The sequence below is a fragment of the Kitasatospora sp. NPDC001527 genome, from assembly GCF_040298605.1.
Classification (GTDB): Bacteria; Actinomycetota; Actinomycetes; order Streptomycetales; family Streptomycetaceae; genus Kitasatospora.
In genome coordinates this window covers 14,452-40,244 of record NZ_JBEPAM010000012.1, presented here as the reverse complement: position 1 = coordinate 40,244, position 25,793 = coordinate 14,452, and the positions used below count along the sequence as shown (strand labels likewise).

Genomic DNA, 25,793 nt, shown 5'->3' with positions numbered 1-25,793 from the left:
GACCGCCGGGCCCACTCGTTGGGCCCGGTATGTCTGCACACGTAGGAAGGGCCGCCTGGGCCGCGCTGTCCCTCCTGGTCCTCACCGTCCCGGCGGTGGCGGTGGCGACCCACGACAGGCCGCCGCCGGAGCCCCGCCGCGTCCCGCCGCCGCCGGACGCGCCGCGCGGCTGGGTGGTCGCCGCGAGCGCGGCCAACGTACGGCGCGAGCACTCGGTCGACGGCGCGGTGCTGGGCCTGGCCCGGTGCGGCGATCCGGCCGAGATCGTCGACACCTGGATCTCGCCGCTGGGCACGCGCTGGAGCCGGGTCGTGGTCGCGCCCGACGGGCTGACGGGGTGGATGCTCTGGTCCCTGCTCAGCCATCCCGCACCGCCCGGCCGGCCCGTCGGCCCCTGCCTCACGCCCCCGCCCGACGCGTAGGACGCGGCGCCCGGCGGGGGTTCCGGGCCGGGCGCGGGCGGGTAGGGGCCCGCAGCAGCGGCGAGCCGGCGCGGGACGGACGGAGGTGGCCCGGGTGGGTGAGGACGCGGCGGGTGAGGACGCGGCGGACGGCGCGGTGCGGCCGGCCGGGCCGGCGGACGCGGACGAGTTGCTGCGGCTGCGGGTCGCGGTGCTGGACGGCGAACCGCTGGACGAGGCGTGGCGCACCACCTTCCGCGACGACATGCGGGCCCGGCTGGGCCGCGACCCGGACCTGCTCGCCTTCGTCGTACCGGCCGGTGACGGCGGGCCGGCGGCCTGCGCGATCGGCATCGTGTACCGCGGCTACCGGGGCCCGAGCCGCCCGACGGGCCGGTGGGGGCGGATCCACACGGTGGTCACCGACCCGGCGCACCGGCGGCGCGGGCACGCCCGGGCCGTCACGCAGACGCTGGTCGCGGCGCTCCGGGCGCGCGGCTGCGGGTCGGTCGAGCTGCGGGCCACCGAGTCCGGCGCGCCGCTGTACCGGACGCTCGGCTTCGGTCCGGTGGACGGGTACATGCGGCTGAGCCTGGATGCCGGACGGCCGGTGCGCCGCTCCCGCTGACGTGTTGTCCGGCCCCGTGGACCCCGTCGTTCCCCTCGCCGAAGGAGGCCCCCAGGTGGACCGTCCGTCCCGTCCGGCGGCGATCGCCGCCGCGCTCGTCGCCGAGATGCTCGTCACCGACCTGCTCGGCCGGGTCCTGCTGCTGCGCCGGCCGGACGGCCGGTGGGAACTGCCGTCCGCGCCCGTCCGCCCGGCGGAGGCCCCTGCGGCGGCGGCCGTTCGCGCGCTGGCCGAGCTCTGCGGGGTGGCCGCCGAAGCGGTGTGCCCGGTCGGGGTGTTCGAGGACGGGGCCGATGCGGCCGACCACGCGGAACGCCCGGCGCGGCGCCACGTGTTCGCGCTGTCGGCGCACGCGCCCGGCGCGCTGGACCGGATCGTGCTCCCCCGGCACGCCACGCAGGCCTGGTTCTTCACCGACAACCTGCCCGGCGTCTCCCCCGCCGCCGTGCGCTTCCTGCGGGCGCACGCCCCGGCGCGCCCGCACCTGCCGCGCCCCCAGTGGCTGGCCACCACACCGCGCGCGTGGCTGTGCACGGCCGCCGTGGTGACCGCCCCGGACGGGCGGCTGCTGATGGTGAAGCCGCGGGTGCGGGAGCCGGACCGGCGGCCGGACGCCGGGCGGTGGAACTTCCCGGGCGGTGTGCTCGACACCCACGAGGACTCGCCGGCCGGGGCGGCCCGCGAACTGCGCGAGGAGACCGGCCTGGACCGGCCCGCCGGGCCGCTGCTCGCGGTGCTCTGGCAGCATCCGGCGCCGGGCGCGGACCACCCCATCGTGCAGTTCTTCCACGACTTCGGCACCGCCGACCCCGCCGTGGTCCGGCTCGGCTGCCCGGACGGGGAGATCACCGACTGGGCCTGGCTGCGCCCCGGCGAGGAGCTGGACGCCGCGGCCGGCCCGGCCCGGGGGTACGCGGCGCGGCGGGCGCTGGCGGCCCGCGCGTCCGGCCGCACCGTCACCACCGCCTACCCGCCGGGGCCGTTCGAGGCCTCGGGCTGACCGGCCACCGGCGCGCCCGGGAGAACCGCTCCGCCCGCGCGGGCGGGGCCGCGCGGGCGGGCCGGTCGGGTAGCGTCACCGGCCGTGGAGGAGATCCGACCACTCGTCAGGCCGCTGCCCGGCCTCCAGCCGGCCCCGCCGCCCGCGCCCGCCGCACCGCCCCTGATCTGGTACGCCGCGTACGGTTCGAACATGCACGCCGAGCGGCTCGCCTGTTACCTGCGCGGCGGACGGCTCCCCGGGGGCGCCCTCGACCACCCCGGCTGCCGCGACACCCGGCCGCCGCAGCGGTCGGTGCCGGTGCGCCTGGCCGGGCTGCTCTACTTCGCCCTGGAGTCCCGGAACTGGGGCGGCGGCGTGGCCTTCTACGACCCCCGCCGGCCCGGCACCGTGCCCGCCCGGGCATACCTGCTGACCGTCGGCCAGTTCAGCGACATCGCCGCCCAGGAGATGGGCGGCGCACCGGTCGGGGACCTGGACCTGACCACCGTGCTGCGGACCGGGCGCGACCCGCAGGGGCCGGGCTGGTACCAGACCCTGGTGTGCCCCGGCACCCTGGAGGGCGCCCCCGTGCTGACCTTGACCGCCCCGTGGGCGCTGGCCGAGGCCCGGCTGAACGCCCCGCGCGCCCGCTACCTGCGCACCATCGCCGCCGGACTGGCCGACGCGCACGGCTGGTCGCCACGCCGCGCGGCCGCCTATCTGAGCACCCGCCCGGGCGCCGCCGGGCACTGGACCGTCGACGCGCTGCTCGCCGTGCTCGCCGGGCGCACCGGAGGCTGAGCCTCCGCGGCGGGTTCCGGCCGCCGAGCCATGACCATGCGTCATCATCATTGCCCTATCGGCCAATTCGGTGGGCAAGCACCCGTTCGATGACGGATGATCGGCACGCGGGCCGCTTCGACCGGGCGGTTCCGGCCGACAGGACGGGGGCAGGGCGACATGGAGGCGATGCGGGTCTTCGCACTGGTGGCGGCGACCATCACGACCGGACTGACCTCGGGACTCTTCTACACCTACGCCTCGGCGACGCCGGGGCTGCGCTCCGCCGACAGCCTCGCGGTCGCCCAGGTGATGCAGCGGCTCAACGTGGCCGTCCTCAACGGGTGGTACCTGCTGGGCTTCGTCGGCACGCTGGTGTTCACGGGCGTGGCCGTCGTGCTGCACCTGCCGAGCGAGGGGCACCGGGTGCTGCCGGCGGCGGTCGGTGCGCTGGTCTGCTACACCGGCGCGCTGGTGGTGACCAGGGTGCTCAACCTTCCGCTGAGCCAGGCGCTGGCGGAGGCCGGCGAGCCGGGCCTGGCGGGGTACGCGGAGCGGTGCGCGCCGTCCGGGGCGCAGCGGGTGCGGTGGAACGCGGTGCGGGCACTGCTGTCCACGGGGGCGCTCGGGTTCCTCTGCTGGGCGCTGGTGCTGCACTGCCAGACCATCCCGAACTGAGGTCGGCTGCACGGCCGTTGGCCCGATCAGCCGGCCTCCAGCACCACCGTGGTCGACCCTGGGCGGGAGGGCTGCGCCTCCGCACCCGTCGCCGGCTCCGGGGCCGCCACCGACGGATCGGCCGGCGGACCGCCGGACGCGGCCAGCCGGCGGTGCTCCTGCGGGGTGAGCCCGCGCACTCGCTTGAACGCGGTGCTGAGCGCGAACGCGTCGCCGTAGCCGACCCGGCGGGCCACCGCCGCGACGGTGAACTCCGGGTCGCGCAGCAGGTCGGCCGCCACCGCCAGCCGCCAGTTCGCCAGGTAGGCCATCGGCGGCTCGCCGACCAGGGCGGTGAACCGCCGGGCCAGCCCGGCCCGGGAGACCCCGACCTCGGCCGCGAGCCCGGCCACCGTCCACGGCCGGGCCGGATCGTCGTGCAGCAGCCGCAGCGCCGGACCGACCACGGTGTCGGCCTGGGCCCGCAGCCAGCCGGGCGCATCGGCGTCCGGAGCGGCGAGCCAGCCCCGCAGCACCCCGACCACCAGCAGGTCCAACAGCCGGTCCAGCACCACCTCCTGGCCGGGATCCGCGCGGGTGACCTCGGTGGCGAGCAGCCGGACCAGGGTGTCCTCGGTGGTGTCGGCCCCGGCGGGCCGCACCAGCAGGGTCGGCAGGTGGGCGAGCAGCCGGCGCCCGATCTCGTGCTCGGCCAGGTAGGTGCCGGTGAGCATCACCGAGGGGCGCTCGTCACCGGGCCGGGTCTCGCCCCAGGTCCGGACCCCGAGGGCCATCGAGGTGGCGACGCTGGCGCCGTCCCGGGAGCAGACCTGGCCGGGGCCGATGAGGATCTCCGGCTCGGTGCGCGGGTCGTCCGCGACGGTGTACGCGTCCGGTCCGCGCAGCAGCGCGAGGTCCCCCGGCCGCACGCGGACCGGCTGTCCGCCGTCGGGCAGGATCCACGCCTCGCCGTCCAGCATGGTGAGCAGGGACAGCGGCGCGCGGTCCTCGACCCGCAGCGCCCACGGCGTGCTGAGGACGGAGCGCAGCACGAACGCGCCACGGGCCTTGGGACCGTCGAGCAGCCCGGTCAGGGTGTCCATGGTGGGCCAGCCTACGGGCATGCCGGAGCCGCGAGAACATGCCTGGTCACGGCGGCCCGGGCCGGCGGCAACAGCTTCTATGATCTTCGGCATGGCAACACGACTCGTACAGATCAACATGAAGGCCCAGGACGACTCCGCGCTCGGCGGGTTCTGGGCGGAGGCACTCGGATGGGGTGTCGACAGCGAGGGCCCCGGCGTGACCAACCTCGAACCGGTCGGCTTCGCCTACCCCGACCCCTCGGCCGTCTGCATCGACCTCATCGCCCGCCCGGAGCCCAAGACGGCGAAGAACCGGGTGCACGTCGATCTGGCCACCACCTCGACGGCCCATCAGGCGGAACTGGTCGCGCGCCTGAAGGATCTCGGCGCGACGCTCGCCGACGTGGGTCAGGGCGACGTCCCCTGGACGGTCATGGCCGACCCGGAGGGCAACGAGTTCTGCGTCCTGGAACCCCGGGAGATCTACCGGGACACCGGGCCGATCGCCGCGGTGGTGGTCGACTGCGCCGACCCGCGGGCGATGGCCCGGTTCTGGGGCGGGGCGACGGACTGGACGGTGCACGAGGTCGCCGACGACCACGCGACCCTGCGCTCCGCCCACGGCGTCGGCCCCTACCTGGAGTTCGTCCGCACCCCCGACACCAAGCACGGGTGGAACCGCGTCCACCTGGACGTCGCCCCGTACCGCGGTGACGACCCGGCCGCGGAGGAGGCCCGCCTGCGCGCCCTGGGCGCCTCCGACCCCGGCATCGACCAGTCCACCATCTCCTGGCGGATCCTGACCGACCCGGAGGGCAACGAGTTCTGCCTCCTCAGCCCGCGCTGACCTGCGCGCCCGGAGCTCACCTCCGCGCGGAAGGGGGTCCCGCCGGTCGGCGGGACCCCCTTCCGATGACCGTTCCGACCGATCGTCACGGTTCCGTCGATCACCGTGGAGTGCGGCCAGGCAGGTGCTCGCGGTCTTCTCGTCACGGGCGGCCCGCCTCCGCGGCTGCGGGGCCGCTCACGGGGCGTGGGCCGTCAGACCCCGATCAGGGTGTAGGTACCCGTACCGTCCTGCCTGCCGCTGGAGTACTGGCGGATGAACTCCCCGTCCGCGTAACGGTCGTGGCCCATCATGGAGCCGGTGTACTTGCTCTGCACACCGATCTTCGAGCTGCCGGGGACGTCGCGGTAGACGTGGAACCGCTGGAGGTCGTCCTCCGCGCAGGTCACGGTCATCAGGACCGCCCGTTCGGTGGCCGCGTCCGGCGCGGCGATGGTCGCGCACCCGCCGTTGCCCCAGTTCCACAGGGACGCCTCAAGGACCCCGTTGTTCTCCGTCACGTTGCACAGGCGCCAGTTGTCCAGGTGGGCGCTGAAGATCGTCGAGGGCCGCAGGCGGACGCCGTCGGCCGCCAGGAGCGGCGCGCCCCAGGACAGCGGCGTGCCGGGTACGGCGATCTTGTAGGCGCCGGGCTCGCAGGTGAGAGCGGCCTGCGCGCTGGGCCCGGTGGCCTCGGGCCGTTCGGCGGGCGTGCCGCCGGTGAGAGCCGGGCGCTGGGCGAGGCCGTCCCGCCCCTGCTTCGCCGTCGGCGCCACCTCACCCGCCGGGTACTCGGCCTTCGCGGCGGCCGAGCCGCAGTCGAGGAGGTCTTGCGCCTTGGCCACGACGCTGCCCGCGGGCACATCGTCCTGGCAGCGCACCGCGCCTTCCTCAAGGGTGGTGAAGGTGGTGAAGCTGCCGCCGCCGGGCCCCTCGATCCACTTCAACGCCCAACTGTCGCCGCCCTGTTGGACGCGGTTGCAGTTGAGGCTCCCGTACGTGCCGGTGACCTTCCTGGTGCCCTTGTAGACGCCGTAGTAGCCGGGCTGGCCGAAGTTCCACGTGACCGAATTCGACACGCTGCCGGTGGAGGAGTACTCGGCCTTGACGCTCAGGCCCAGGCTCGCGCCGACGGTACCGAGGGTCTCGACGGCGAAACTGCTCTCGATCTTGCTGTCGAGGCCGACGGAGACCGAGATGGTGGTCTCGGTGCTGGTGCTGACGGTCTGGGAGCCGGTCGTGCCCTCGGTGACGTACCAGCCCTTGAAGTGGGTGATCGCCGGGGACACTTCGGTGGTCCTGAGGTACGGATGTCGCGTGCCGAGGTCGGCCGCCGTACAGGTGTCACCGGGCCGGGGCGCCGTCGTGGCGGTGGGTGCCGCGGCAGCCGGTGAGGCGGCAAGGCCCATGGCGGTGACCGCTACGGCGGTCGCCGTGGCGGTCACCGCCATGAGTGATGTGCCGATGCGGCTGACGGGTCCTGTGGGGCGCATCGCTGCCTACTTCCCATTGGTCGTGTACATGGCCAATCGGGATCGAATGTAGCGGCCAGGGAGGCAGTGGCATGAGGCCTGAACTGGCCAAATGGACGCGAAGACAGGCCGCCCGCTGCGACCGGACCGCGACCGTCCACCTGACCGGGCCCCGCATCGACCTCGCCGGCCCGGACCGGCCTCAGGCGGCGGGCGCCGCCGCGGCCAGCCTGGTGATCTCGTCGGCGACGGCGGCCGGGTCGGGGGCGACGGTGGTCCCGGCCACGGCGTCCAGGGCCGGGTGGGCGCCGACCCGGACCGCGTGGCATGCGTGGCGCAGCAGGTCGAGGTCGTTGACGTCGTTGCCGAAGGCGTTGTACTCCTCGATGCCCAGGGAGGTCAGGGCCTCCCACTTGTTGGTGGCGCCCGGGGCGAAGTCGACGATCGACTCGTCGGCATGGTGGTTGACGGTCATCCCCAGGACCCGGCCGGCCTCGGCGAGGGCGGCCGGGTCGGTGGCGTCGACCACGAGGAACTTCACCACGGCGGGGAGGTCGGCGAGGTCGACGCGACGGGCGAGCCTGGCCTGGTCGACGCGGCCGAGGATCGGGTGGCCGGCCGGCCCGGTGTAGGCGTAGTCCCACGGGCCGTCGGCGAGGTAGCCGGCCCGGAACCGCTCGGCCTCGACCAGCAGCTTGCCGAGGCCGTCGGGTTCGAAGGCGGCCCGCGCCCGGACCCGGCCGCCGACCGAGACCAGGCTGCCGTTGCCGCCGATCAGCGTGGCGGCGGGGAAGGCGCCGTCCAGGACCGGCAGGAGGTCGCGGACCGGCCGGGCGGAGGCGAAGACCAGCTGGTGCCCGGCGCGTTCGCAGGCCTCGACGGCGGCGAGGATCCGGCGGTCGATCGTCCTTCCGTCGAAGCAGAGCGTGCCGTCGATGTCGAAGACCGTGGTGCGGGCGCTGGAGATGATCATGAGGAGATCGTATCGATCCGGTACCGCGCCGGCGGGCGGCGGGGGGCTCAGCGGGCCGGCGGGGGCTCAGCGGGCCGCGGGGCGGCGGTGGACCAGCAGGGTGCGGGTGAGGGCGGCCAGCGCGGCGGTGCACAGCACGGTGCGGGCGATGTTGGCGGTGGTCCAGGTCGGCGCGAAGGCGGCCCGGACGGCGGCGAAGACCGGGTTGGTGATGGCGGCGTTGATGTGCTGCATCGCGGTCACGTAGGTGCGGTCGTCGCCGGCGGCGAGGCCGGGCATGACGGAGACGTCGAAGGCGAAGAAGAGGCCGGACATCAGGCCCATCGCGGTGGTGGCGGTGGCGAGCACCGGGCCGGTGGCGGCGGAGCCCCGGGCGGGGACGGCGGCAGCGGCGGCGAGGGTCTCGGTGGCGGGCACGAGCGGGCTCCAGGAGGGGGCGGCGGCGGGCGGTCCGGGGATCGCGGCGTTCGCGCGGATCCCCGGACCGGGGCGGGGCAGCGGACTTCGGGGCGGGTCAGACGTTCCAGACGCCGGACGCGGCGGCGTCCCTGGCGTAGTCGGCGAAGTCGCGCGGCTCCCGGCCGAGCGCCCGCCGCACGCCGTCCGCCAGGTGGGCGTTGCGGCCGTCCAGGACCATCGTGAACAGGTCCGCGAACTCGCCGGGCAGGCCGACGCCCGCCAGCACCGCGCGGTACTCCTCGACGGTGACCGGCGTGAACCGGATCTCCCGCCCGGTGGCCGCGGACAGCTCGGCGGCGACCTCCGCGAAGGTGAGCAGGCGCGGGCCGGTCAGCTCGTAGACCTCGCCGTCGTGCCCGTCCGCGGTGAGCGCCGCGACGGCAACGTCCGCGATGTCCTCGACGTCGACGAACGGCTCGGCCGCGGTGCCGGTCGGCAGCGCCAGCTCGCCCCCGAGCACCGGCTCCAGGAAGAAGCTCTCGGAGAAGTTCTGCGCGAACCAGGAGCAGCGGACCACCGTCCAGCCGGTGCCGGCCCCGGCGACCGCCGCCTCGGCGGCCTGCGCGGCCTCCTCACCGCGCCCGGAGAGCAGCACCAGGTGCCCGACCCCGGCCTTGGCGGCGCGGTGGGCGAAGGCCTCGACGGTCCCGACGGCGCCGGGGAGGGCGAGGTCGGGGTAGTAGGCGAGGTAGGCGGCGTCGACGCCGTCGAGGGCGGCGTCCCAGGTGGTGTCGTCGGCCCAGTCGAAGGGGACCGGTGCGGTGCGCGAGCCGATCCGGGCGGTGTGGCCGAGCGCGGTGAGGCGCTCGGCCACCCGGCTGCCGGTCTTGCCGGTCCCGCCGGTGACCAGGACGGTCCGGGCGGCGGCGGTGGCGGAGGTGCTGGGCTGCTGAGTGCTGTTCGGCTTCTCGTTCATGGGCATCAGTCAACTCCGCGCGCCGCCGCCCGGACATGGCCGTCGCGCTCAGCCGCATGTGTGCGCGTCTACGACCGGACGGCCACCGCGCGACGGCCGCACGCCGCCGGCGCGGCTACCACACCCCGGGCGCCGGCCGGACGGCGGTGACCACGGTGGCGTCGAGGTCGTCGTCGTAGCCGAGGGTGGCGCTGAGCCCGGCGGCGGTGACCACGCCGAGGGCGGTGCCGGCCTGCTGGTCGCTGGTCTCGAAGAGCAGCGCGCCGCCCGGCGCCAGCCAGTGCGGGGCGTCGGCGGCCACCCGGCGCAGCACGTCGAGGCCGTCGGCGCCGCCGTCCAGCGCCGGGCGGGCCTCGTGCAGCCGGGCCTCGGCCGGCAGCAGCGCGATGTCGTCGGTCGGCACGTACGGCACGTTGGCGAGCAGCACGTCCACCCGGCCGCGCAGGCCGGGCGGCAGGGCGTCGAAGAGGTCGCCCTCGAACACCCCGGCGCCGGTCGCGGCGAGGTTGCGGCGGGCGCAGCGCACGGCGGCGGGGTCCACGTCGGCGGCGTACAGCCGGACGCGGTGCTCCGCGGTGGCGGCGAGCGCCGCGCCGAGGGCGCCGGTGCCGCAGCACAGGTCGACCACCAGCGCGTCCTCGCGAACGAGCGCGGCGGCGGAGCGGGCCAGGAACTCGCTGCGCCGGCGGGGCACGAAGACCCCGGGGTCGACGGCGATCCGCAGGCCGGCGAACTCGGCCCAGCCGGCGACGTGTTCGAGCGGCCGGCCGGCGGCACGGTCGCGGACCATGACGGCGAGTTCGGCGGGCGTCGCGGCGGCGGCGAGCAGGATGCGCGCCTCGTCCTCGGCGAAGACGCAGCCGGCGGCGCGCAACCGGGCAATGACGGCGGAGCGGAGGGAAGTGGACGGGTGGACAGGCAAGGGAACCCCTCGGAGCACAGGTGGGAGGATGTCGTCCGACCCGGGGCTCCCGCGCACATACGGCGCCGGACGGCGGACGGTCCCGCGCGCTCCGACGGCGGCCGGTACTACGGCCGGGCGTGGTCCTGCGCGAGGGCGTCGCTGTCGCGGCCGGGGAGCACCCGTTCCGGCACAGCGGTCATGGGTTCTCACCTCCCCGTTCCTAGGCGTACTGCTGCGGCGACGGTCACCATACCGCACCCGCCGCCCGCCCACGAACGCTCTTCACCGACGCCGCACCGGCCCCGGGCGGCGGGTGGTAGACAGGAGCGGTGACGAGCCCTCAGCCGCCCGGCGCGGTGCTGTGCGACATCGACGGTGTGATCCGGCACTTCGACCACCGCGAGGTGGCCCGACTGGAGGCGGCGGCCGGGCTCGCGCCGGGGACGACGTTCGAGGTGGCGTTCGCGGAGGAACTGGGCCGGCGGCTGGTGCTCGGCGGGCTGACCCGGGCGCAGTGGACGGCGGAGATCGCGGGCGGCCTGGGCTCCGGGGTGCCGGCCGGGCGGGCGGCGGCGCTGGCGGCCGCGTTCACCGGCTCGCCGGTCCGCGCGGACGGGGAGGTCGTCGCGCTGCTGCGCCGGGCGCGGCGCCGGGCTCCGGTGCTGCTGGTGACCAACGCCACGCTGTGGCTGGAGGAGGACCTGGCGGCGCTCGGGCTGGCCGACCTGGCCGAGGGGGTGGTCAACAGCGCCCGGGTCGGGGCGGCCAAGCCGGACCCGGCGATCTTCCGGGTGGCGGCCGAGCGGGCGGGCGTGGCACCGGAGGGCTGCCTGTTCGTCGACGACAGCGCCCGCAACGTGGCCGCCGCCGCGGGGCTGGGCATGACGACGGTGCACTTCCGGACGCCGCTGGACCTGGCACGGGCGCTCGCCCCGCTGCTGGACTGACGCCCGGCACCCGGAGCGCGCGCCCCCGCTCCGCTCACCGGCCACCGCCACCTGGACCCTGCCCGCGGCGCCCGGTGAGCTCCCAGTGAGCACCTCCCTGTGAGCACCACCCGGTGGCGGCGAGGCTCACGGGGGTGACGGCGGTGCCGCCCGTCCCACCCCGGAGGACGGGGCGGGCGGCGGGCCTCAGCGGGTGGCGGGGGCGGCTTCCTGCGGCCGGACGGCGCAGGCCTCGGTCACGTGGTGGCCGGCGAAGCCGAGGAAGGTGCCGAGGACCTGGCGGCACACCGCCGCCTCCTTCTCGTTGCGCGGTCCCTGGGCGGCGGCCGGCTGGGCGGTGGTGAGCGGGATGGCCAGCAGGGCGGCGGCGAGCAGCAGGGCGGACCCGATCGCGCGGGCGGCGGATCTGGCGAGTGTCATGGCGGACCCCTTGTCGGGCGGATGACTCGGGTGGGCGAGTCGGGTGGGCGAGTGGGCTGGGTGATGGGACGAGCCATCTCCTATCCCAGCCGCCGCCCCGCGGGTCGGACCCTGCGCCGTTGGTGAGCGTGTCCCCGACAACAAGGCACCGGGCCGCGCCGCCCGGGGGATGGGTGGCACGGCCCGGCGGTCCGGGGGGGGAAGGCCCGCTCAGTCCTGCGGGCAGGAGGCGCCGGGCGAGGCCAGCACCCGGGCCGCGCAGCGGTGGCCGCGCGCGGCGGCCGCGCGCAGCCCGGCCGTGCCCGGGCCGGTGCCCGTCAGGCGGCCGTCCAGGAAGGCCGCGAGGAAGCCGGCCGCGAAGGCGTCGCCCGCGCCGGTGAGGTCGCGGACCTCGCCGACCGGCGGCACCGGCACGGTGAGCGGCGCCTGTCCTGGCACGTCGATCGTGGTCGCCTCGGCGCCCGACTTGGTGATCACCGTGGTGGCCGCCAGCCGGGCCCGCTCCGGCCCGGGGCGCCCGTCGACGAGCAGCCCCAGGTAGGCGGACTCCTCGCGGTTGGCGAACAGCAGGGTGGGCGCGAGTTCGGCGGCGAGGCCGAGGAAGCGCTCGCGGCCGAAGCCCTCCAGCATGCCGGTCGAGGAGGCGTCCAGCGAGGTGCTGCCGCCGGCCGCGCGGACCCGGCGCAGCGCGTCGACGGCCGCCGTGCCGACCGGTTCCCCGTCGAAGGAGTAGGCGGGGACGTGCAGGTGGGCGAGGCCGTCCAGCCAGGCGTCCGGGACGGCCTCCAGCAGGGTGGCCGCGCCCCGGTCGGGGAGCATGGTGCGCTCGCCGGCGTCGTCGATCAGGACGACGATGCTGCCGGTGCTCCCCCGCCGCGCGACCCGTACGTCCACGCCGTGGCCGGCCAGTTCGGCGGTCAGGCCGTGCCCGGCCGGGTCGTCGCCGACGCAGCCGAGGAAGCGGGTGGGGATCTGTCCGGCGGCGAAGGCGGCGACGTTGGCGGCGCTGCCGCCGCGCTGCCGGAAGACCCGGGCGGTGGAGTCGGTGCCGTGCCGCAGCGGGCCGGCCACCCAGACGACGATGTCCTCGACGAGGTCGCCGAGCACGCCGAGCACCGGTCAGCCCTCGCTTCGGGCGGCGGCCAGCGCGGTGGCGATCTCGCCGCCCAGCCGGACGTTGCCCCGGTAGACCTCGACGTTCACCTCCAGGCTGCGGCCCTGGGTGTCGCGCTGGATGTAGTCGAGCAGGAACGGCGTGGAGGCGTTGCCGGTGATGCCCCGGCGCTCCGCCTCGGCCCAGGCGCGGGTGAGCAGCGCGTCCAGTTCCTGCGGCGGGAGCTGCTTGGCCGGGTCGACCGGGTTGGCGATCAGGACGGCCTGCGGCAGCTCCAGGCCGTCGCGGGCCTCGATCACCCGGGCGGCCTGCTCGGGGGTGTCGACCTGGTAGCCGATGGTGTGGCCGGAGTCGGTGACGTAGAAGCCGGGGTAGCGGCGGGTGCGGTAGCCGATGACCGGGATGTTGAGGGTCTCGAAGCGCTCCAGGGTGGCCCGGATGTCGAGGATCGACTTCACGCCGGCGCTGATCACGGTGACCGGGGTGGCCGCCAGGGTGGTCAGGTCCGCGGACTCGTCGAAGCTCTCGGAGGCGCCGAAGTGCACGCCGCCGAGGCCGCCGGTGGAGAACACCCGGATACCGGCGCGGTGCGCGAGGAAGGCGGTGGCGGCGACGGTGGTGCCGCCGTGGCGGCCGAGCGCGGCGACCACCGGGAGGTCGCGCAGGCTGGCCTTGTCGAGGTCGTCGGCCGCGGACAGTTCCTCGATCTGCCCGGCGGACAGGCCCACCGTGGGCACACCCGCGTAGACGCCGATGGTGGCCGGGACGACGCCGGTGGACCGCAGCCGCTCCTCCGCCTCCAGCGCGACCTCCAGGTTGCGCGGCCGGGGCAGCCCGTGGGTGAAGATCGTCGACTCCAGGGCGACGACGGGGGCGCCGGCGGCGACGGCCTCGGCGACTTCCTCGGAGATGCGGATGGGCAGTCCGGTCATGGTGGGTGCTCCCTGTGAGGCTGCCACCACGGTGTGGCAGGGGTGGCTTCAGCGTAGGGAGCGATCACATCGGGATCCAGAATGAATACCAGCCCTTCTCATAGACTTCCGGCTATGAGTCTCACCCTGCGCCAGCTGGAGGTCTTCCTCGTGGTGGCCGACACCCTGCACTTCGGCCGGGCGGCCGAACGGCTGCACATCTCCCAGCCGACGGTCAGCCAGGAGGTCGCCCGGCTGGAGCGGACCGTCGGGGTGGAGCTGTTCGACCGCAGCCGGCGGGCGGTGCGGCTGACCTCCGCCGGGGAGGTGATGGCCGCCGAGTCGGCCGGCCTGCTGGCCCGGGCCGACGCGCTGCTCGCCCGGGTGCGGCTGCACGAGGAGGCCCGGCTGGGCACCGCGCGGATCGTCGCCTCCCCCACCGTGGTCAACCGGCTGCTGCCCGCCGTGGTCAGCCGCGCCGAACGGGAGCTGCCGGAGCTGGTGCTGGCCGAGCTGTCGGTGGACACCGGCCGGGTCTCGCCGACGCTGGCCGCCGAGCTCGCCGACATCGGCCTCGGCCGCTTCCTGGACGACGTGCCCGGCTACCGGCGGGAGCGGATCGCCGACGAGCCGGTGCGGATCGCGCTCAGCCGGGACCATCCGCTGGCCGGGCGCGACGCCGTCCGGCTGGACGAACTGGGCGACCTGCCGCTGCTGTTGTGGCCGCGCGAGCAGAGCCCGCGCTACTACGACCATGTGCTGGCGCTGTGCGCCGAGCGCGGGGTCGAGCCGCCGGTGCTGGTCGGCCCGGCCCGGATCGTCGGCTCCCGGCTCTACCTGCTGGCGCAGAGCCGGGCGTTCTCGCTCGTCCCCGCCTCGATGACCGGCCACCTCACCGGGGACGTGGTCACCGTGCGGCTGGCCGGGCGCGCCACGCTGCCGCTGGAGCTGCAGTGGCGCCTGGACGACCGCCGCCCCGCGCTCGCGGCGCTGCGCGAGCTGGTCCGCGAGGAGGCGGCCGCCCTGGAGGCGTTCTGAGCCGCGGGGCCGCTCAGAACCGCAGCGACCAGCCGTTGACGGTGCCGGGGAAGTAGCCGCCGACGTCGGTCACCCGCAGCCGCCACACCCCGGCCGCGGTGTGCGCGGAGGCGTCGACGCCGTACACGCCGACCAGGTTCGAGTAGGCCTCCCCGATGTCGGTGTCGTGCAGCAGGAACGCCGCGCCGTCCGGGGCGATCAGCTCGACCTTGAGGTCGCCGCGCCACCAGTAGCCGATGTCCACGGAGACGTCGAGGTCACGGGGCGCCCTGCCGGGGACCCCGGTGACGGTGACGGGCGAATCGACCGTGCCGACCCCGTCGAAGGGCACCGGCCCCGGAGCGGCGAACAGCGGGCCGCGCGGGCGGTTCGGCACCGTGCCGGTGTACAGCAGGCGGTCCGGGGAGCCGGCTCCGAGCCCGTGCAGCGAGCCGGCGGTCGCCGCCGCGGTCAGCGCCGCGGACACCTGGGCGGGGGTGGCGGTCGGGTGCGACGCCAGGTAGAGGGCCGCGGCGCCCGCCGCGTGCGGGGAGGCCATCGAGGTTCCCGACATGTCGATGCCCAGGCCGCCCATGTCGACGACGGACCAGACCGAGGTGATGTCCACGCCCGGCGCGTAGAGGTCCACCACGGGGCCGTAGTTGGAGAACGAGGCCGGGACGTCGTCCCGGTCGGACGCGCCGACGGTGATGGCGCCCGGCACCCGGGCCGGGGAGTGCTGGCTCGCGTCCACGCTCTGGTTGCCCGCCGCGACCGTGTAGGTCAGGCCCGCCGCGATGGACCCCGCGACCGCCGCGTCCATCACCGGGTCCGGGTCGCTGCCCAGGCTCATGTTGACCACGGCCGGGCGGACGGCGTGCCTGGTGACCCAGTCGATGCCCGCGACCACCTGCTCGGTGGTGCCCTCTCCGTCGTCGTCGAGCACCCGCACGGCGACGATCTTCGCGGCCTTGGCGACCCCGTAGGTGTGGCTGGCCACCGTTCCCGCGACGTGGGTGCCGTGACCGTGCCCGTCCTGGGCGACGTCGTCGTTGTCGATCGCGTCGTAGCCGTAGGAGGCGCGCCCCTCGAACTCCTCCGAGGTGACCCGCACCCCGGTGTCCACGATGTACGCCGTCACCCCGGCTCCCCCCGCGTCCGGAGAGGTGTAGCGGTCGTCGTAGGGGAAGCGGCGCTGGTCGATCCGGTCCAGCCCCCAGGACTCCGGCGCCGTCTGCACACCCTCGGCCCGCACCCGGCGGTTCCGCGACACCAGCGCCACCGACGGGTCGGCGGCCAGCCGGCGCGCCTGCTTCGCCGTGAGATCGGCGGAGAACCCGCGCAGCGCGGCGTCGAAGCTGCGACGCACCGTGCCGCCGTAGGAACGCGCCAGCGCCGCCGTGCCGTCCGCGACCGAACCCGCCTTCGCCGCGGCGGGTTTGAGCACGACCAGGTAGCTGCCGGGAACGGCCCCGGGCGAGCCCTCACCCTGCACGACCCCCTCCGGAACCGCCGCCGAGGCGGGGAACACCCCGCCGGCCCCGATCGTCAGGACCGCGGCCGTGCCCAGCACCGCGCAGACCCTTCGTGAACGTCGCCCCGAACCCATCATCGAACCCCCTCCGGTATGGACTCGCCCACAAGACTGACGGATCGTCAAATCGCTGGCAACCGAAGGTCGTTGTGCTTCGCCGACGACCGGTCCGGGACCGGCGCGGTCCGGCGGCGCACGGCGTTCCGAGACTGACACCGCGCCGGTCGGTGCGCTATCTTCCGTACGGAATCGCCCCGTTGGGGCGGGGTTGCCGACCGGTGGGGGCAGGCACCATGCACAGCGCACGCGATGTCACGCGGCCGGACGGGGAACCGGGCAGACCCGGCGCCTCCCGGATCACTCCCTTCGTGCGCGGGCCGTTCACCGGCCTCGACGCCACGGACCTGCGGGAACTCGGGCGGCTCGGCACCCGGCGGGTCTACGCACCGGGCGAGGCCCTGATGATCGAGGGCGAACCGGGCGACCGGGCCGCCATCCTGCTGACCGGCTGCGTCAAGGTGGTCGCCGCCACCGAGGACGGCGGCGAGGCGCTGCTCGCCGTCCGACTGCCAGGTGAACTCCTCGGCGAACTGGCCGTGCTGGACGGCGAACCGCGCTCGGCCAGCGTCCTCGCCGTCCGCACCAGCACCACCCGGGAGATCGGCGGCCGGGCCTTCCTCGACTTCCTCGCCGACCGGCCCGCCGCGGCCCTCGCCGTCCAGCGCTCGGTCACCCGCAAGCTCCGCTCGGCCACCCGCCACCGGGTCGACGCCGGCCACGGCACCGGCCTCGCCCGGCTCGCCCGCACCCTGCACACCCTGCTCGGCTCCTACGGCACCCCCGGCGAGGACGGCCTGCGGATCGACATCCCGCTCAGCCACGCCGACCTGGCCGCGCTCGCCCGGCTCTCCCCCGCCAGCGTCGAACGCTCGCTGCGCACCCTGCGGGACCAGGGCGCCGTGCGCACCAGCTACCGCGAACTCGTCGTCCGCGACCAGGCCGCGCTCGCCCGGGCGGCCGGCGTGCCGCTCCCGCCGGGCGGCGGTGGCCGGGCGTGAGCGGCGCGGTGACCCCCCGGCTGCGCCGGATCTGCCTGGTCGTCGACATCGAGGCCTACAGCGGCCGGCCGTACCGGGTGCAGCAGAAGGTGCAGGAGCGGCTGGACCGCGCGCTGGACCACGCCTGCGGCCGGGCCGGCGTCGACCGGGCCCGCTGCGAGACCCAGGACCGCGGTGACGGCCAACTGCTCCTGCTGCCGCCCGACGCCGACGAGGCGAAGGCACTGCCGGGCCTGGTGCTCGGCCTGCGCGACGCGCTGCACACGCTGAACCGGGCGCCCGGGACGGCCGGACGGCTGCGGGTGCGGGCGGCCCTCGCCCAGGGCGGGGTGCAGCGGGCGGCGCTGGGCTTCGTGGCCCGCTCGGTGGAGACCGCCTGCCGACTGCTGGACTGCCAGGAGACCCGGGCCGCGCTCAAGGACACGCCGGACACCGATCTGGCTCTGGTGGTCGCCGACGACCTGTTCGCCGACACCTTCGCGGCGGGCGGGGACGGCGTGCCGGTCGAGGAGTTCACCAGGATCACCGTGGAGATCCCGGCCAAGCGCTTCGAGGCGCGCGCCTGGGTGGGCACACCCCGCTCCGGCGCGCTGGTGGTGCTGCCCTCGCCCGCCCCGCCCGGCTCCCGGCGCCGGTCGGCGGGCTCCGCGCTGCTGCGCGGCCTCGGCGACGGGCTGGCCGGCGCCGCCCTGGGCGCCACCCCGCCGCACCGCCCCCACGACGACGAGCCGCCGCACCACCACGACGACGGCCGCCCCGGGCACGATCACCACGCTCACCACGGTCACGAGGCCCAGCACGGCCACGACGGCCACGGGCCGCAGGACGGCTCCGCGGACCACCACGACGGCCACGGGCCGCACCACGACGGCTACGGCAGCGACGCCTTCGCCGACGACGCCTGGGACGCCGACCCGCACCACCACGACCCGCACCACGAGGACACCGGCATCCCGTACGACGACCACCACGGTTACCACACCCACGACGGCCACGGAGGCCACGACCCGCAGGACGGCTCCCCGGACCACTGGTGGCACGGGCCGCACCACTGAGCCGTCCGCGGGGCGGGGGCTACGGCCGCCAGCGGCCGCCGGAGAGTTCGGCCAGCGCCTGCGCGATGTCCGGCGGCAGGGAGCGCCCGATGCCCAGCGGCTGCACCAGGTACCACCCGTCCTGCCCCCGGTAGCGCGCCGGGGGAACGGGCGCTCCCGGCCGCAGCCGGACGTGGATGCCGTGCACGCGGGCGTCGCGGCCACGGCTGTGGACCCGGTGGACCGCCACCTCCATCACGTCCTGCCACGCGTGACGGCAGCGGCGCCGTCCCCACCGGGCGGCGATGAAGGTGTCGGTGATGTGCAGTTCGAACCGCCGCCGGGGCAGGAAGCGGATCAGCATCAGCAGCAGGCCGACGGCGGGCAGAAAGACCAGCGGCGCCCAGGACTCCGGCCGGTCCCATGTGCCGCTCACCGTGGTCCGGACCAGCTGGAGGCCCATCAGGGCACCGAGCGGGCCCCAGTGCGCCAGGACCACCGCGCGGGTCCGGCCGCTGAGCAGGTACGAGCCCGGGTCGCGCCGCACCGTGAAGCCCCGCCAGGTCGAGGCCGGACGCACGGCCGCCCCGGAGAGGGGGTCGGTCAGCACGGCCGCCGCGCCGCCGGACGTCGTACGGGGACCGGGAACCGGCGCCGCCGCCGGGCCGGCCGTGGCGGCCAGGTGCTGCTGGAGCCGCAGGTTCCGGAAGCGGTACGTCCCGGCGGTGCGCTGCAGCAGGCCGGCCCGGTGGGCGTCGCGCAGGAACGTCATCAGCGCCCAGGGCACCTGGCCCACCAGCGCCAGCGAGCACCGCGCCAGCAGCCACCGGCTCCACGGGCTGAGCAGCAGGAACATCGCGCACGAGCCGCACCAGGCCGCCAGGGCGTCGGCCCAGTCCACCCGGTAGTACGTCCGCGACCAGCCCATCAGCGCCACCCCGGCGGCGATCAGCGGCGCGAGGACGCCCATCGTCAGCAGGACCGAGGTCCGCTCCGAGCGCAGCAGCGCATCGGGGGTCGCGGCGTCCACGGTGTCCGAGGGTGCCGCCATCACGATCATCAGATAGCCGGGCAGCAGCACGCCCAGCACCATGGTGAGCCCCGCCGTCGACGGTTCCAGGACCTGGAACACGCCCAGGCCCAGGATCACCGGCGGACCGCCGATCACCACCGTGAGCCGCCAGGCCCGGCCCAGCCTGCCGTTGCGGCCGGCCGAGCGCAGGGCGCCGGCGAAGCGCAGCGGGTTGGCCCGCCGCCGGGGCGTCGCGGGGTGGTCCCCGAACCACGCCTGTCCGGTCAGCCGGACCGCTCCCGCCAGCGTCACGCTCAGGCCCAGCACGGTCCCGAAGCCGAAGATCCGGCCCGCGGTGTCCCCGACGGACCCCAGCACCAGCTCGAACAGCGCGGACAGGGCGATCCCCGTCGCGATCAGCACGGGCACCGCCAGCGCCCGCGGCACCGGCGCGCCGAACAGCCGCCACCAGGCCAGCTCGGCGGTCCCCTGACGGCTCATCAGTCTGGCGAGGTGGGACAGCCAGACCCGCGCCCGCTCCGGCTCCCACTGCCGGGGCGGGTGCAGGCGGTCGGGCCCCGGCGGCAGTTGCGGGAAGGACGCGGGAACGATCCGGTCGAGCAGGTGCCGTTCCACCTGCCCGGCGGTCGCGAAGCGCCGGCGGTCCACCAGCTCGCCCGGATCCGCCGGCGCCCGCTCGTACCCGCGCCGCAGCAGCCACACCATCAGCGGCGTCGACAGCGCCCGGCCCACCGGGCCGTCGGGCCGCCGTCGGAGCTCCGCCACCAGGGGCGCCCACTCCTCGACGCGCGACGGAGGGCAGGCCTCGCGCAGGTAGGCCACCACGTCGGCGGGGTCCAGCGGCAGCGCCTCGATCGCCGAGTCCACCCGGAGCACGTCCTGCTGCGCGGCCACCAGGTCGCGGTAGGCCTCGGTCCGGCAGATCAGCACCACCCCGCCGTCCTGGCCCAGTTGGCGCCCGAGGGCGCCGAGCACGGCGATCCGCCGGTGCTCGGGCAGCTCGTCGAGGCTGTCCAGGACGGGCAGCAGGCGCCGCTCGCTGACCAGTTGCCCGGCGGGGTGACGTCCGTCCACCCGCGGCAGACCGGGGTGCTCCTCGGTGATCCGGCCGATCAGCCAGTCGTGGAAGTTGACCCGCTCGGCGTCCCAGGACTCCAGCGAGAGCACCACGGGCACCGGGACGTCCTCGCCGCGGGTGAGCCGGCGGGCGAGCAGTTCCAGGGTGAGCAGCACGGCGAGGGTCGTCTTGCCCGCGCCGGCCCCGCCGAGGATCAGCAGGCGGCGGTGGTCGAGCCCGAGCAGGGCCTGCGCCATCGTGCCCACCCGGTCGCCGCGCCCGCCGAGTCCGGTCCCCGCCCCGAGCGCGGTGCGGCTGTGCACCCAGCGGACGGCCAGCGGTTCGGGGTCGGCCATGTCCCAGGCGTCGGCCTCGGCCCGCCACTGGTACAGCAGGCTGCGGGCCAGCCGCTCCTCGGCGAGGGCGAGGGGTGTCGCCGGCGGTACGGGTGGCGGCGGCACGGTGAGGTGCAGCTCACCGTTGAGCACGCCGATCTGGACCAGGTAGTGCACCGTGCTGTCGGTGACGATGTTGCGGATGTCCGTTGGCCCGTGGCCTTGTTCGGATGCTGTCACTCCCCCGCCCCGCCTCTGTCGCCCGCTGCCGCGCGCCACTCCTTTGTATCAGGGCCGCGACCGTTCGTTCACCCGACCGGGCTCCTCGCCCAAGCGGGGCCCGAAGCGGTGCCCGGGGTCAGTGGCCGCCCTTCGGCTCGGTGCAGCCGCCGTCCAGGTAGAAACCGTGGGCCTGAACGGTGACGGTGCTGCCGAGCCGGCCGCCGACGCAGGGGCCGGTGCCCGGGACGGTGAGCTCGAACGAGATCTCGCCGCCCACGGCCGCGAGTTGGGCGGAGTCACGCGGGTAGCCGAGCGACTCCAGGATGCCGCGGACGTCGTCCTGGGTGAGCGGCGCCTTCGCGGCGCGCGCCTTGAGCGCCTCGGAGATCCGCTGGCCGTGCGCCTCGCCCCGGCAGCGGTCCACCGCGGTGAGGGGCGCCATCTGCTTGTACATCGAGTTCTCGGCGTGCTTGGCCGCCCAGGGATCGGCCGGCTCGGCCGGGGCGGCCGGGGCGGCCGGGGCGGCTCCCGTACCCGCGGTGGAGGGGGTCGGCCGCGCGGACGCGCAGCCCAGCGCCGCCACCTGGGGGAAGAGCCGGTCGTGTTCGGCGACACCCTGCCGCAGCTGCTCGGCGTAGTCGGGCGCGGCGGCGGAGCCGGACGCGGTGGGTGTGCTGGTCCCGCCTCCACCGCCACCGGCTCCGGCTCCGGCTCCGGTGACGCTCACGCTTCCGCAGCCGGTCACCGCCACCAACCCCGCCAGCACACCCGCCGCCGCCGTTGCCGCCAGACGCCTCATCGGTCCGCCCTCCCCGTTCCGACGCACGCCCCCTCCCGGGGCGCTTCGTACGGGAGCCATCATGCCGGACGGCCCTACTTCAGCCTGGAGAACCCCGAAGGGTGCCATGCCCTCCCCGACGCCCCCAAGGACCCGGGCCTCACCAACTGGACCGAGTGGTACAACGGCACCGACCAGAAGGCGTACCTGTACAAGAACGACACGTGCGGAGGCGAGCCCGACGCCATCCTGGACCAGAAGTCCACCATCGAGCTCCAGGACGCCCCGTACCACGCGGTCCTGTTCCGCCAAGCCTGACCGCGCGCCACCGGGTGGACGCGGCGTCGGCCTCGCCGGCACCGTGTCCACCCGGTGCCGACGGGGCGTCCGGAGGCCGGCCGGTTCGCCGCGGGTGGACGCTCATGCCGGCTTCGTGCCCGGCCGGTGGTCGTCGCAGAACCAGCCTCCCGCGTACGGGCGGGCGGGTGCTCCGCAGCGGGCGCCGTGGCCTGCCGAGCAGACGTGTGGCACGACCGGCGCCAGGGGCGGCCGGGCGATCGGGCGCGGGGGCTCGGCGGCCGGTGGCAGGGTGGGCGGGGCCTCGAAGCGGCGGCCGTGCCGCTCGGCCCGGTCGACCACGCACTGTCCCCGGCGGCGCGGGCGCGAGCCGGTCGTGCGGCCGCGCGGCGGCGCCCCCGGATCCGCGGTGCATGCGAGGAAGGCGTCGAGATCCCCGGCGGGGGCCCAGAAGCGGCGCAGGCCGCGGCCCGCCTTCAGGGTGAGCGGCAGGTAGGCGCCGGAGGCGATGTCCCGGACGAGGGCGTCGAACTGCCGGGGCCTGGGGTCCCAGCGCGGGTGGCGCCGGCCGCAGCTGCCATGCCGACGCACCGGGCACGGGGTCGGCATCCGGTCGCACTGCTCCAGCGCGAGGGCCCTGACGCCGCCGCGGACGAGCAGATGGCGGTCGTCGCGGATGGCGGCGGCGGGCAGGTCGTCCGTGCGGGTCCAGTGGACCGCGTCGATCAGCGGGGAGTTCGGCTGGACGGTGTGCCAGACGGGCGTGATGCCGTCGGCGCGGTCGGCGGCGTCCCGCTGCCGTGCCGTCGCCGCCGTGATGTACGACAGCTGCGGCGCGAAGCCGTACCGCATGCCGTCGGCGCCGGTGACGAGCACGTCGGTGCGCCGCCGCCCGTCGGGTCCGAGCGCCTCCACCTCGGCGCGGTGGCCGGCGCTCTCGGCCGCGCGGACGTAGCGCTCCTTGTAGGCCTTGTGTTCGTCGCTCTCGCGGTGGTGACGGTGGTGAGGCGGGTGGTGGTGCGCGGCGACGCGGACGCCGCGGCGCTCGAAGACGTACATCCAGGCGGAGATGCCACGGGTGCTGAGGCAGTCGGGGCAGTGAAGCCCGCGCTGGTCGACCGGGCGCCGGTCGCCGAGCAGACGCTCCCACAGGCCCGGGTGGCCGGGGTGCCCGAGGTCCTCGCGGTCGAGGTCGAGGGTGGCGTTGACGAGGGTGCAGAAAACCGGGTTGCGTGTGGAGGTTTCGCCGTCGAAATCGTCCATGGCATCTCTTCTCTGCCTTCGACTACCGGGGTAGGCTCGGGTGAAAGGGACCGCAGCTGTGATTCCAACGCCTACGCGCTCCCGGATGCCTCCGAATTCCCAGGTTCTCCGGACAGTTGTCCTGATCCCGCGCCGAATCTCCCGGCCATTGCGGCAATCCGACCAGCCCTGCGCTGGAGATGCCGTATTTCTGGTCGATCACCCGGAATGCGGCCCCTCGGAACAGGCCACCCGCGGTGAGCGGTGGTCAGGCGGGCGGGACGGCGAAGTAGAGGCCCTCGCAGAGTTCGCGGGCGATCCGTGCGTAGCGGCCTACGTCGCGCAGGGGGCCGTCCTCCAGGCGGCGCCAGTGGCGGGCGGCCCGCGCCGCGGCGCGGCGCAGGTCGGCGGGGGCGGTGTCGGCGGGCAGCCGCAGCCGGGCGGCGGGGGTGCGGCCGGTGGCGAGGGCGATCAGGGCGGCGGCGGAGTCCTCGTCGAGTTCGAGGCGCCGGCCGGCCACCGCCGCCAGCGCCCGGGCGAGTTCGTGGCGGCGCAGTTCCGGGTGCCGGCGCAACTCGCCGATCCGGGTGCGGGCCCGGTGCAGCACCTCGGCGGGCAGGCCGTCGCCGGTGCCGAGGGCCGTCTCCACGGCGCCGAGGGCGGCGGCCGAGCGCAGCGCGTCGGCGGCGTCGACGAAGCGCAGCCGCAGGTGTTCGACGACGGCGCCGATGCCGGAGGCCGCGCGGAACTCCACGAGCAGGGCGGCGGCCCCGATCGGGCGGCCCTCGGTGCGGGCCCGGCGGGCGGCGTTCAGGGCGGTGTCGATGCCGTAGACGCCGAGCAGGCCGAACAGCCGCTGCCGTTCGGGGCGGGTGAGCGGTGCGCCGTCCCAGTCGAGGAAGCGGCGGCCGGAGTAGAGGGCGCGGCGCAGGTCGGCACCGGGGGCGTCGGCGAGGCGGCGGACCAGGGCGGCGTCCGGTTCGGTGAAGTCGTCACCGAGGGCGGTCTGGGCGAGCAGGCCGACCACCGGGAGCACCTCGTCGACCAGTCCGGCGAGCCGGCCGGCGTTGGTCGCGGCGACCTGCCGGGCGCGCGGCCAGGGGTCGCCGTGGCCCTCGCCGAGCAGGTCGATCCGGCTGAGTACGCCGACGGCGTTGAGCGCGGTCATCCGGCCGTCGGCCTGGGCGCGCAGGGCGCCCAGTGCCTCGGCGTCGCCGGCGCCGGGGTGCGGCATGACGTAGATCATCGCGTCGGCCCGGGCGAGGGCGTCCAGCGCGGGCTCGTCGAGGCCGCTGAGCGAGTCGAGGCCGGGGGTGTCGACGAGCACGCAGTCGCCGGCGGGCCGCAGTCCGGCGGCCTCGACGACGACCTCGGCGATCTGCTCGGCGCCCGCCCCGAGGCCCCGGGGGTCGCGGGGCAGGCCGCCGGGCTGCCAGTGGGCGGTGCCGTCCCGTAGCCGGACCTGGAGCCGGTTGAGCCGGCCGGGCCGGAACCAGGCGACCACCGTGGTGCACTCGGTGGCGGCCGAGGCGGCGAGCCGGCGGCCGAGCAGGGCGTTCACCAGGGTGGACTTGCCCGCGTTCATCCGGCCGCCGACGGCGATCCGCAGGGTGCGCTCGGCCAGCCGCTCGTGGACCGCCCGCACCGCCTTCTCCGCAGGTCCCGGGGGCAGCCGGCCGGCCAGCTCGGCGCAGAACGCGGCCACCAACGGGGCGAGTTCGTCCGACGGCGGCGGGCCGCCCGCCCCCTGGCCCGGCGCGGCGGTCACCGGGCCGCCGCACGGGCGGGCGCGCCGGCCGGCGGGGCGGTGCCGCGCTGCTCGCGCTCCAGCAGCCTGGCGAGCCGCCGGGCCGGGCGGCGCAGCCCGGCCAGCTCCTCCGTGCGCTCGCGCAGTTCCTCCTCCCAGTACGTGAGCCGCTTGGCCGCGCTCTCCACGCCCTTGAACCAGGAGACCAGGCTGTCGATCCCGTTGGCCTCCTTGCGGAGGTCCTTGACGAAGCCCTCGGCCGTCGCCAGCCGCCCCTGCGCCTCCTGCGCCCGGTGGGTGAGCAGGGTGGAGAGGCACCACAGGACGGGCACCGCCACGCCGCGCGGCGAGGGCCCGCAGGAGAGCGCGACCGCCGTGCCGCGCACCCGGCCGCCGTCGGCGACCAGCTCCTCCAGCGGGGCCATGGCGGCCCGGGCGCGCGCCCAGTCGGCCGGGTCGGTGACCAGGTCGGCCTTGGTGTAGGCGAGGACGATCGGCAGCGGCGGCCCCTGCCCGTCGACGGCGCGGTGCAGCAGCACGACGGTGCGGCGCACCTCGTCGTGGGATTCGGGATCGGTGGCGAGGCGGTGGGCGTCGGCGAAGACGACCACCGCGTCCGCGTGGGTGAGCCGTTCCAGCAGCCGCGCGGTCTCCGGGTCGTCGGCGGCCGAGCCGGTGAGCGCGCCGCCCCGGTAGTCCGTCCAGTCGAAGCCGAGCAGTTCGCCGCGCCCGTACCGCAGTTCGGCCTTCAGGTCGGTGCGGCGGGAGGACGGCGGCGGGTAGAAGCCCTTGCGCAACCTCCCGCCCGCGGCGGTCAGTTCCTCGGCGATCAGGCGGTCGGCGGCGACCAGCCGGAAGCCCTTGCGGCCGCGCGCGAGGTGGCTGAACATCGCGGCGAGGTAGCTGCTCTTGCCGGCGCTGCTGTGGCCGAGGGCGACCACTCGCAGGTTCATCAGGTCCATGA

General features: G+C 75.9%; 25 protein-coding genes. 10 read left to right on the top strand and 15 right to left on the bottom strand.

Annotated features, from left to right (window positions below; all coding sequences use genetic code 11):
• The first annotated feature begins 29 nt into the window (after nt 1–29).
• From ABT238_RS15105 to ABT238_RS15085, 5 genes are all read left to right on the top strand, one after another.
• On the top strand, nt 30–422 hold the full coding sequence (locus tag ABT238_RS15105; RefSeq protein WP_350757769.1) for an SH3 domain-containing protein: 393 nt from the start codon (nt 30–32) through the stop codon (nt 420–422).
• A gap of 94 nt (nt 423–516) precedes the next feature.
• Complete coding sequence (locus ABT238_RS15100; protein WP_350757764.1) at nt 517–1,029, top strand: GNAT family N-acetyltransferase; 513 nt, start codon at nt 517–519, stop codon at nt 1,027–1,029.
• Nucleotides 1,030–1,084: 55 nt separating this feature from the next.
• On the top strand, nt 1,085–2,029 hold the full coding sequence (locus tag ABT238_RS15095; protein WP_350757760.1) for an NUDIX domain-containing protein: 945 nt from the start codon (nt 1,085–1,087) through the stop codon (nt 2,027–2,029).
• An 84-nt stretch (nt 2,030–2,113) separates the two neighbouring features.
• A complete protein-coding gene (locus ABT238_RS15090) occupies nt 2,114–2,812 on the top strand; it encodes a histone deacetylase (protein ID WP_350568481.1) in 699 nt (232 codons plus the stop codon).
• Nucleotides 2,813–2,980: 168 nt separating this feature from the next.
• Nucleotides 2,981–3,469, top strand: a complete 489-nt coding sequence (locus ABT238_RS15085) for an anthrone oxygenase family protein (RefSeq protein WP_350568483.1) — start codon at nt 2,981–2,983, stop codon at nt 3,467–3,469.
• 26 nt (nt 3,470–3,495) lie between these two features.
• Here the strand turns inward: ABT238_RS15085 and ABT238_RS15080 are convergent, their stop codons facing one another.
• Entirely contained in the window at nt 3,496–4,551 is a 1,056-nt protein-coding gene (locus ABT238_RS15080) for an AraC family transcriptional regulator (RefSeq protein WP_350568485.1), read from the bottom strand.
• Between the two features lie 91 nt (nt 4,552–4,642).
• Here ABT238_RS15080 and ABT238_RS15075 point away from each other — a divergent pair, with 91 nt between their 5' ends.
• Complete coding sequence (locus ABT238_RS15075) at nt 4,643–5,380, top strand: VOC family protein (protein ID WP_350757756.1); 738 nt, start codon at nt 4,643–4,645, stop codon at nt 5,378–5,380.
• Nucleotides 5,381–5,574: 194 nt separating this feature from the next.
• Here ABT238_RS15075 and ABT238_RS15070 read toward each other — a convergent pair whose 3' ends face one another.
• The 5 genes from ABT238_RS15070 to ABT238_RS15050 all read right to left on the bottom strand — a co-directional run bounded on the left by ABT238_RS15070 (nt 5,575) and on the right by ABT238_RS15050 (nt 10,062).
• Complete coding sequence (locus ABT238_RS15070) at nt 5,575–6,810, bottom strand: hypothetical protein (protein ID WP_502891433.1); 1,236 nt, start codon at nt 6,808–6,810, stop codon at nt 5,575–5,577.
• Nucleotides 6,811–7,033: 223 nt separating this feature from the next.
• On the bottom strand, nt 7,034–7,804 hold the full coding sequence (locus ABT238_RS15065; protein ID WP_350568490.1) for an HAD hydrolase family protein: 771 nt from the start codon (nt 7,802–7,804) through the stop codon (nt 7,034–7,036).
• Nucleotides 7,805–7,870: 66 nt separating this feature from the next.
• Nucleotides 7,871–8,221: an anthrone oxygenase family protein gene (locus ABT238_RS15060; protein WP_350757745.1), complete on the bottom strand. Its 351-nt coding sequence runs from the start codon at nt 8,219–8,221 to the stop codon at nt 7,871–7,873.
• A gap of 97 nt (nt 8,222–8,318) precedes the next feature.
• Nucleotides 8,319–9,185, bottom strand: coding sequence for a Rossmann-fold NAD(P)-binding domain-containing protein (locus ABT238_RS15055; protein WP_502884316.1), 867 nt, complete (start codon nt 9,183–9,185; stop codon nt 8,319–8,321).
• A gap of 109 nt (nt 9,186–9,294) precedes the next feature.
• Entirely contained in the window at nt 9,295–10,062 is a 768-nt protein-coding gene (locus tag ABT238_RS15050; protein ID WP_350758228.1) for a putative protein N(5)-glutamine methyltransferase, read from the bottom strand.
• A gap of 350 nt (nt 10,063–10,412) precedes the next feature.
• On the opposite strand from ABT238_RS15050, the gene ABT238_RS15045 reads away from it, so the two are divergent.
• Complete coding sequence (locus ABT238_RS15045; RefSeq protein WP_350757741.1) at nt 10,413–11,030, top strand: HAD family hydrolase; 618 nt, start codon at nt 10,413–10,415, stop codon at nt 11,028–11,030.
• A gap of 186 nt (nt 11,031–11,216) precedes the next feature.
• Here ABT238_RS15045 and ABT238_RS15040 read toward each other — a convergent pair whose 3' ends face one another.
• The 3 genes from ABT238_RS15040 to ABT238_RS15030 form a co-directional block, all read right to left on the bottom strand.
• A complete protein-coding gene (locus ABT238_RS15040) occupies nt 11,217–11,450 on the bottom strand; it encodes a hypothetical protein (protein ID WP_350568497.1) in 234 nt (77 codons plus the stop codon).
• A 210-nt stretch (nt 11,451–11,660) separates the two neighbouring features.
• Nucleotides 11,661–12,566, bottom strand: a complete 906-nt coding sequence (locus ABT238_RS15035) for a carbohydrate kinase family protein (protein WP_350757737.1) — start codon at nt 12,564–12,566, stop codon at nt 11,661–11,663.
• Nucleotides 12,567–12,569: 3 nt separating this feature from the next.
• Nucleotides 12,570–13,496 carry a pseudouridine-5'-phosphate glycosidase gene (locus ABT238_RS15030; RefSeq protein ID WP_350568500.1) on the bottom strand — a complete coding sequence of 309 codons (927 nt, stop codon included), beginning with the start codon at nt 13,494–13,496 and terminating at the stop codon, nt 12,570–12,572.
• A 114-nt stretch (nt 13,497–13,610) separates the two neighbouring features.
• On the opposite strand from ABT238_RS15030, the gene ABT238_RS15025 reads away from it, so the two are divergent.
• Nucleotides 13,611–14,513, top strand: coding sequence for a LysR family transcriptional regulator (locus ABT238_RS15025; protein ID WP_350568501.1), 903 nt, complete (start codon nt 13,611–13,613; stop codon nt 14,511–14,513).
• Between the two features lie 13 nt (nt 14,514–14,526).
• Here the strand turns inward: ABT238_RS15025 and ABT238_RS15020 are convergent, their stop codons facing one another.
• A complete protein-coding gene (locus ABT238_RS15020) occupies nt 14,527–16,065 on the bottom strand; it encodes a S8 family peptidase (RefSeq protein ID WP_350757733.1) in 1,539 nt (512 codons plus the stop codon).
• Nucleotides 16,066–16,394: 329 nt separating this feature from the next.
• On the opposite strand from ABT238_RS15020, the gene ABT238_RS15015 reads away from it, so the two are divergent.
• Nucleotides 16,395–17,084 (top strand): Crp/Fnr family transcriptional regulator, encoded by a 690-nt coding sequence (locus ABT238_RS15015; RefSeq protein WP_350757729.1) that lies wholly within the window; start codon nt 16,395–16,397, stop codon nt 17,082–17,084.
• Entirely contained in the window at nt 17,081–18,139 is a 1,059-nt protein-coding gene (locus ABT238_RS15010; protein ID WP_350757727.1) for a hypothetical protein, read from the top strand. The genes ABT238_RS15015 and ABT238_RS15010 overlap by 4 nt, the downstream gene beginning before the upstream one ends.
• Before the next feature lie 19 nt (nt 18,140–18,158).
• On the opposite strand, the gene ABT238_RS15005 is transcribed toward ABT238_RS15010, so the two are convergent.
• The 5 genes from ABT238_RS15005 to ABT238_RS14985 form a co-directional block, all read right to left on the bottom strand.
• Nucleotides 18,159–20,783 carry an NACHT domain-containing protein gene (locus ABT238_RS15005; protein ID WP_350568506.1) on the bottom strand — a complete coding sequence of 875 codons (2,625 nt, stop codon included), beginning with the start codon at nt 20,781–20,783 and terminating at the stop codon, nt 18,159–18,161.
• A 118-nt stretch (nt 20,784–20,901) separates the two neighbouring features.
• Nucleotides 20,902–21,492: a hypothetical protein gene (locus ABT238_RS15000; RefSeq protein WP_350757725.1), complete on the bottom strand. Its 591-nt coding sequence runs from the start codon at nt 21,490–21,492 to the stop codon at nt 20,902–20,904.
• 471 nt (nt 21,493–21,963) lie between these two features.
• Nucleotides 21,964–23,103: a competence protein CoiA family protein gene (locus ABT238_RS14995; RefSeq protein WP_350568508.1), complete on the bottom strand. Its 1,140-nt coding sequence runs from the start codon at nt 23,101–23,103 to the stop codon at nt 21,964–21,966.
• A gap of 247 nt (nt 23,104–23,350) precedes the next feature.
• Nucleotides 23,351–24,850 (bottom strand): dynamin family protein, encoded by a 1,500-nt coding sequence (locus ABT238_RS14990; RefSeq protein ID WP_350568509.1) that lies wholly within the window; start codon nt 24,848–24,850, stop codon nt 23,351–23,353.
• Nucleotides 24,847–25,791, bottom strand: a complete 945-nt coding sequence (locus tag ABT238_RS14985; protein ID WP_350757722.1) for a TRAFAC clade GTPase domain-containing protein — start codon at nt 25,789–25,791, stop codon at nt 24,847–24,849. Before ABT238_RS14985 ends, ABT238_RS14990 begins: the two co-directional genes overlap by 4 nt.
• Nucleotides 25,792–25,793: the final 2 nt, after the last annotated feature.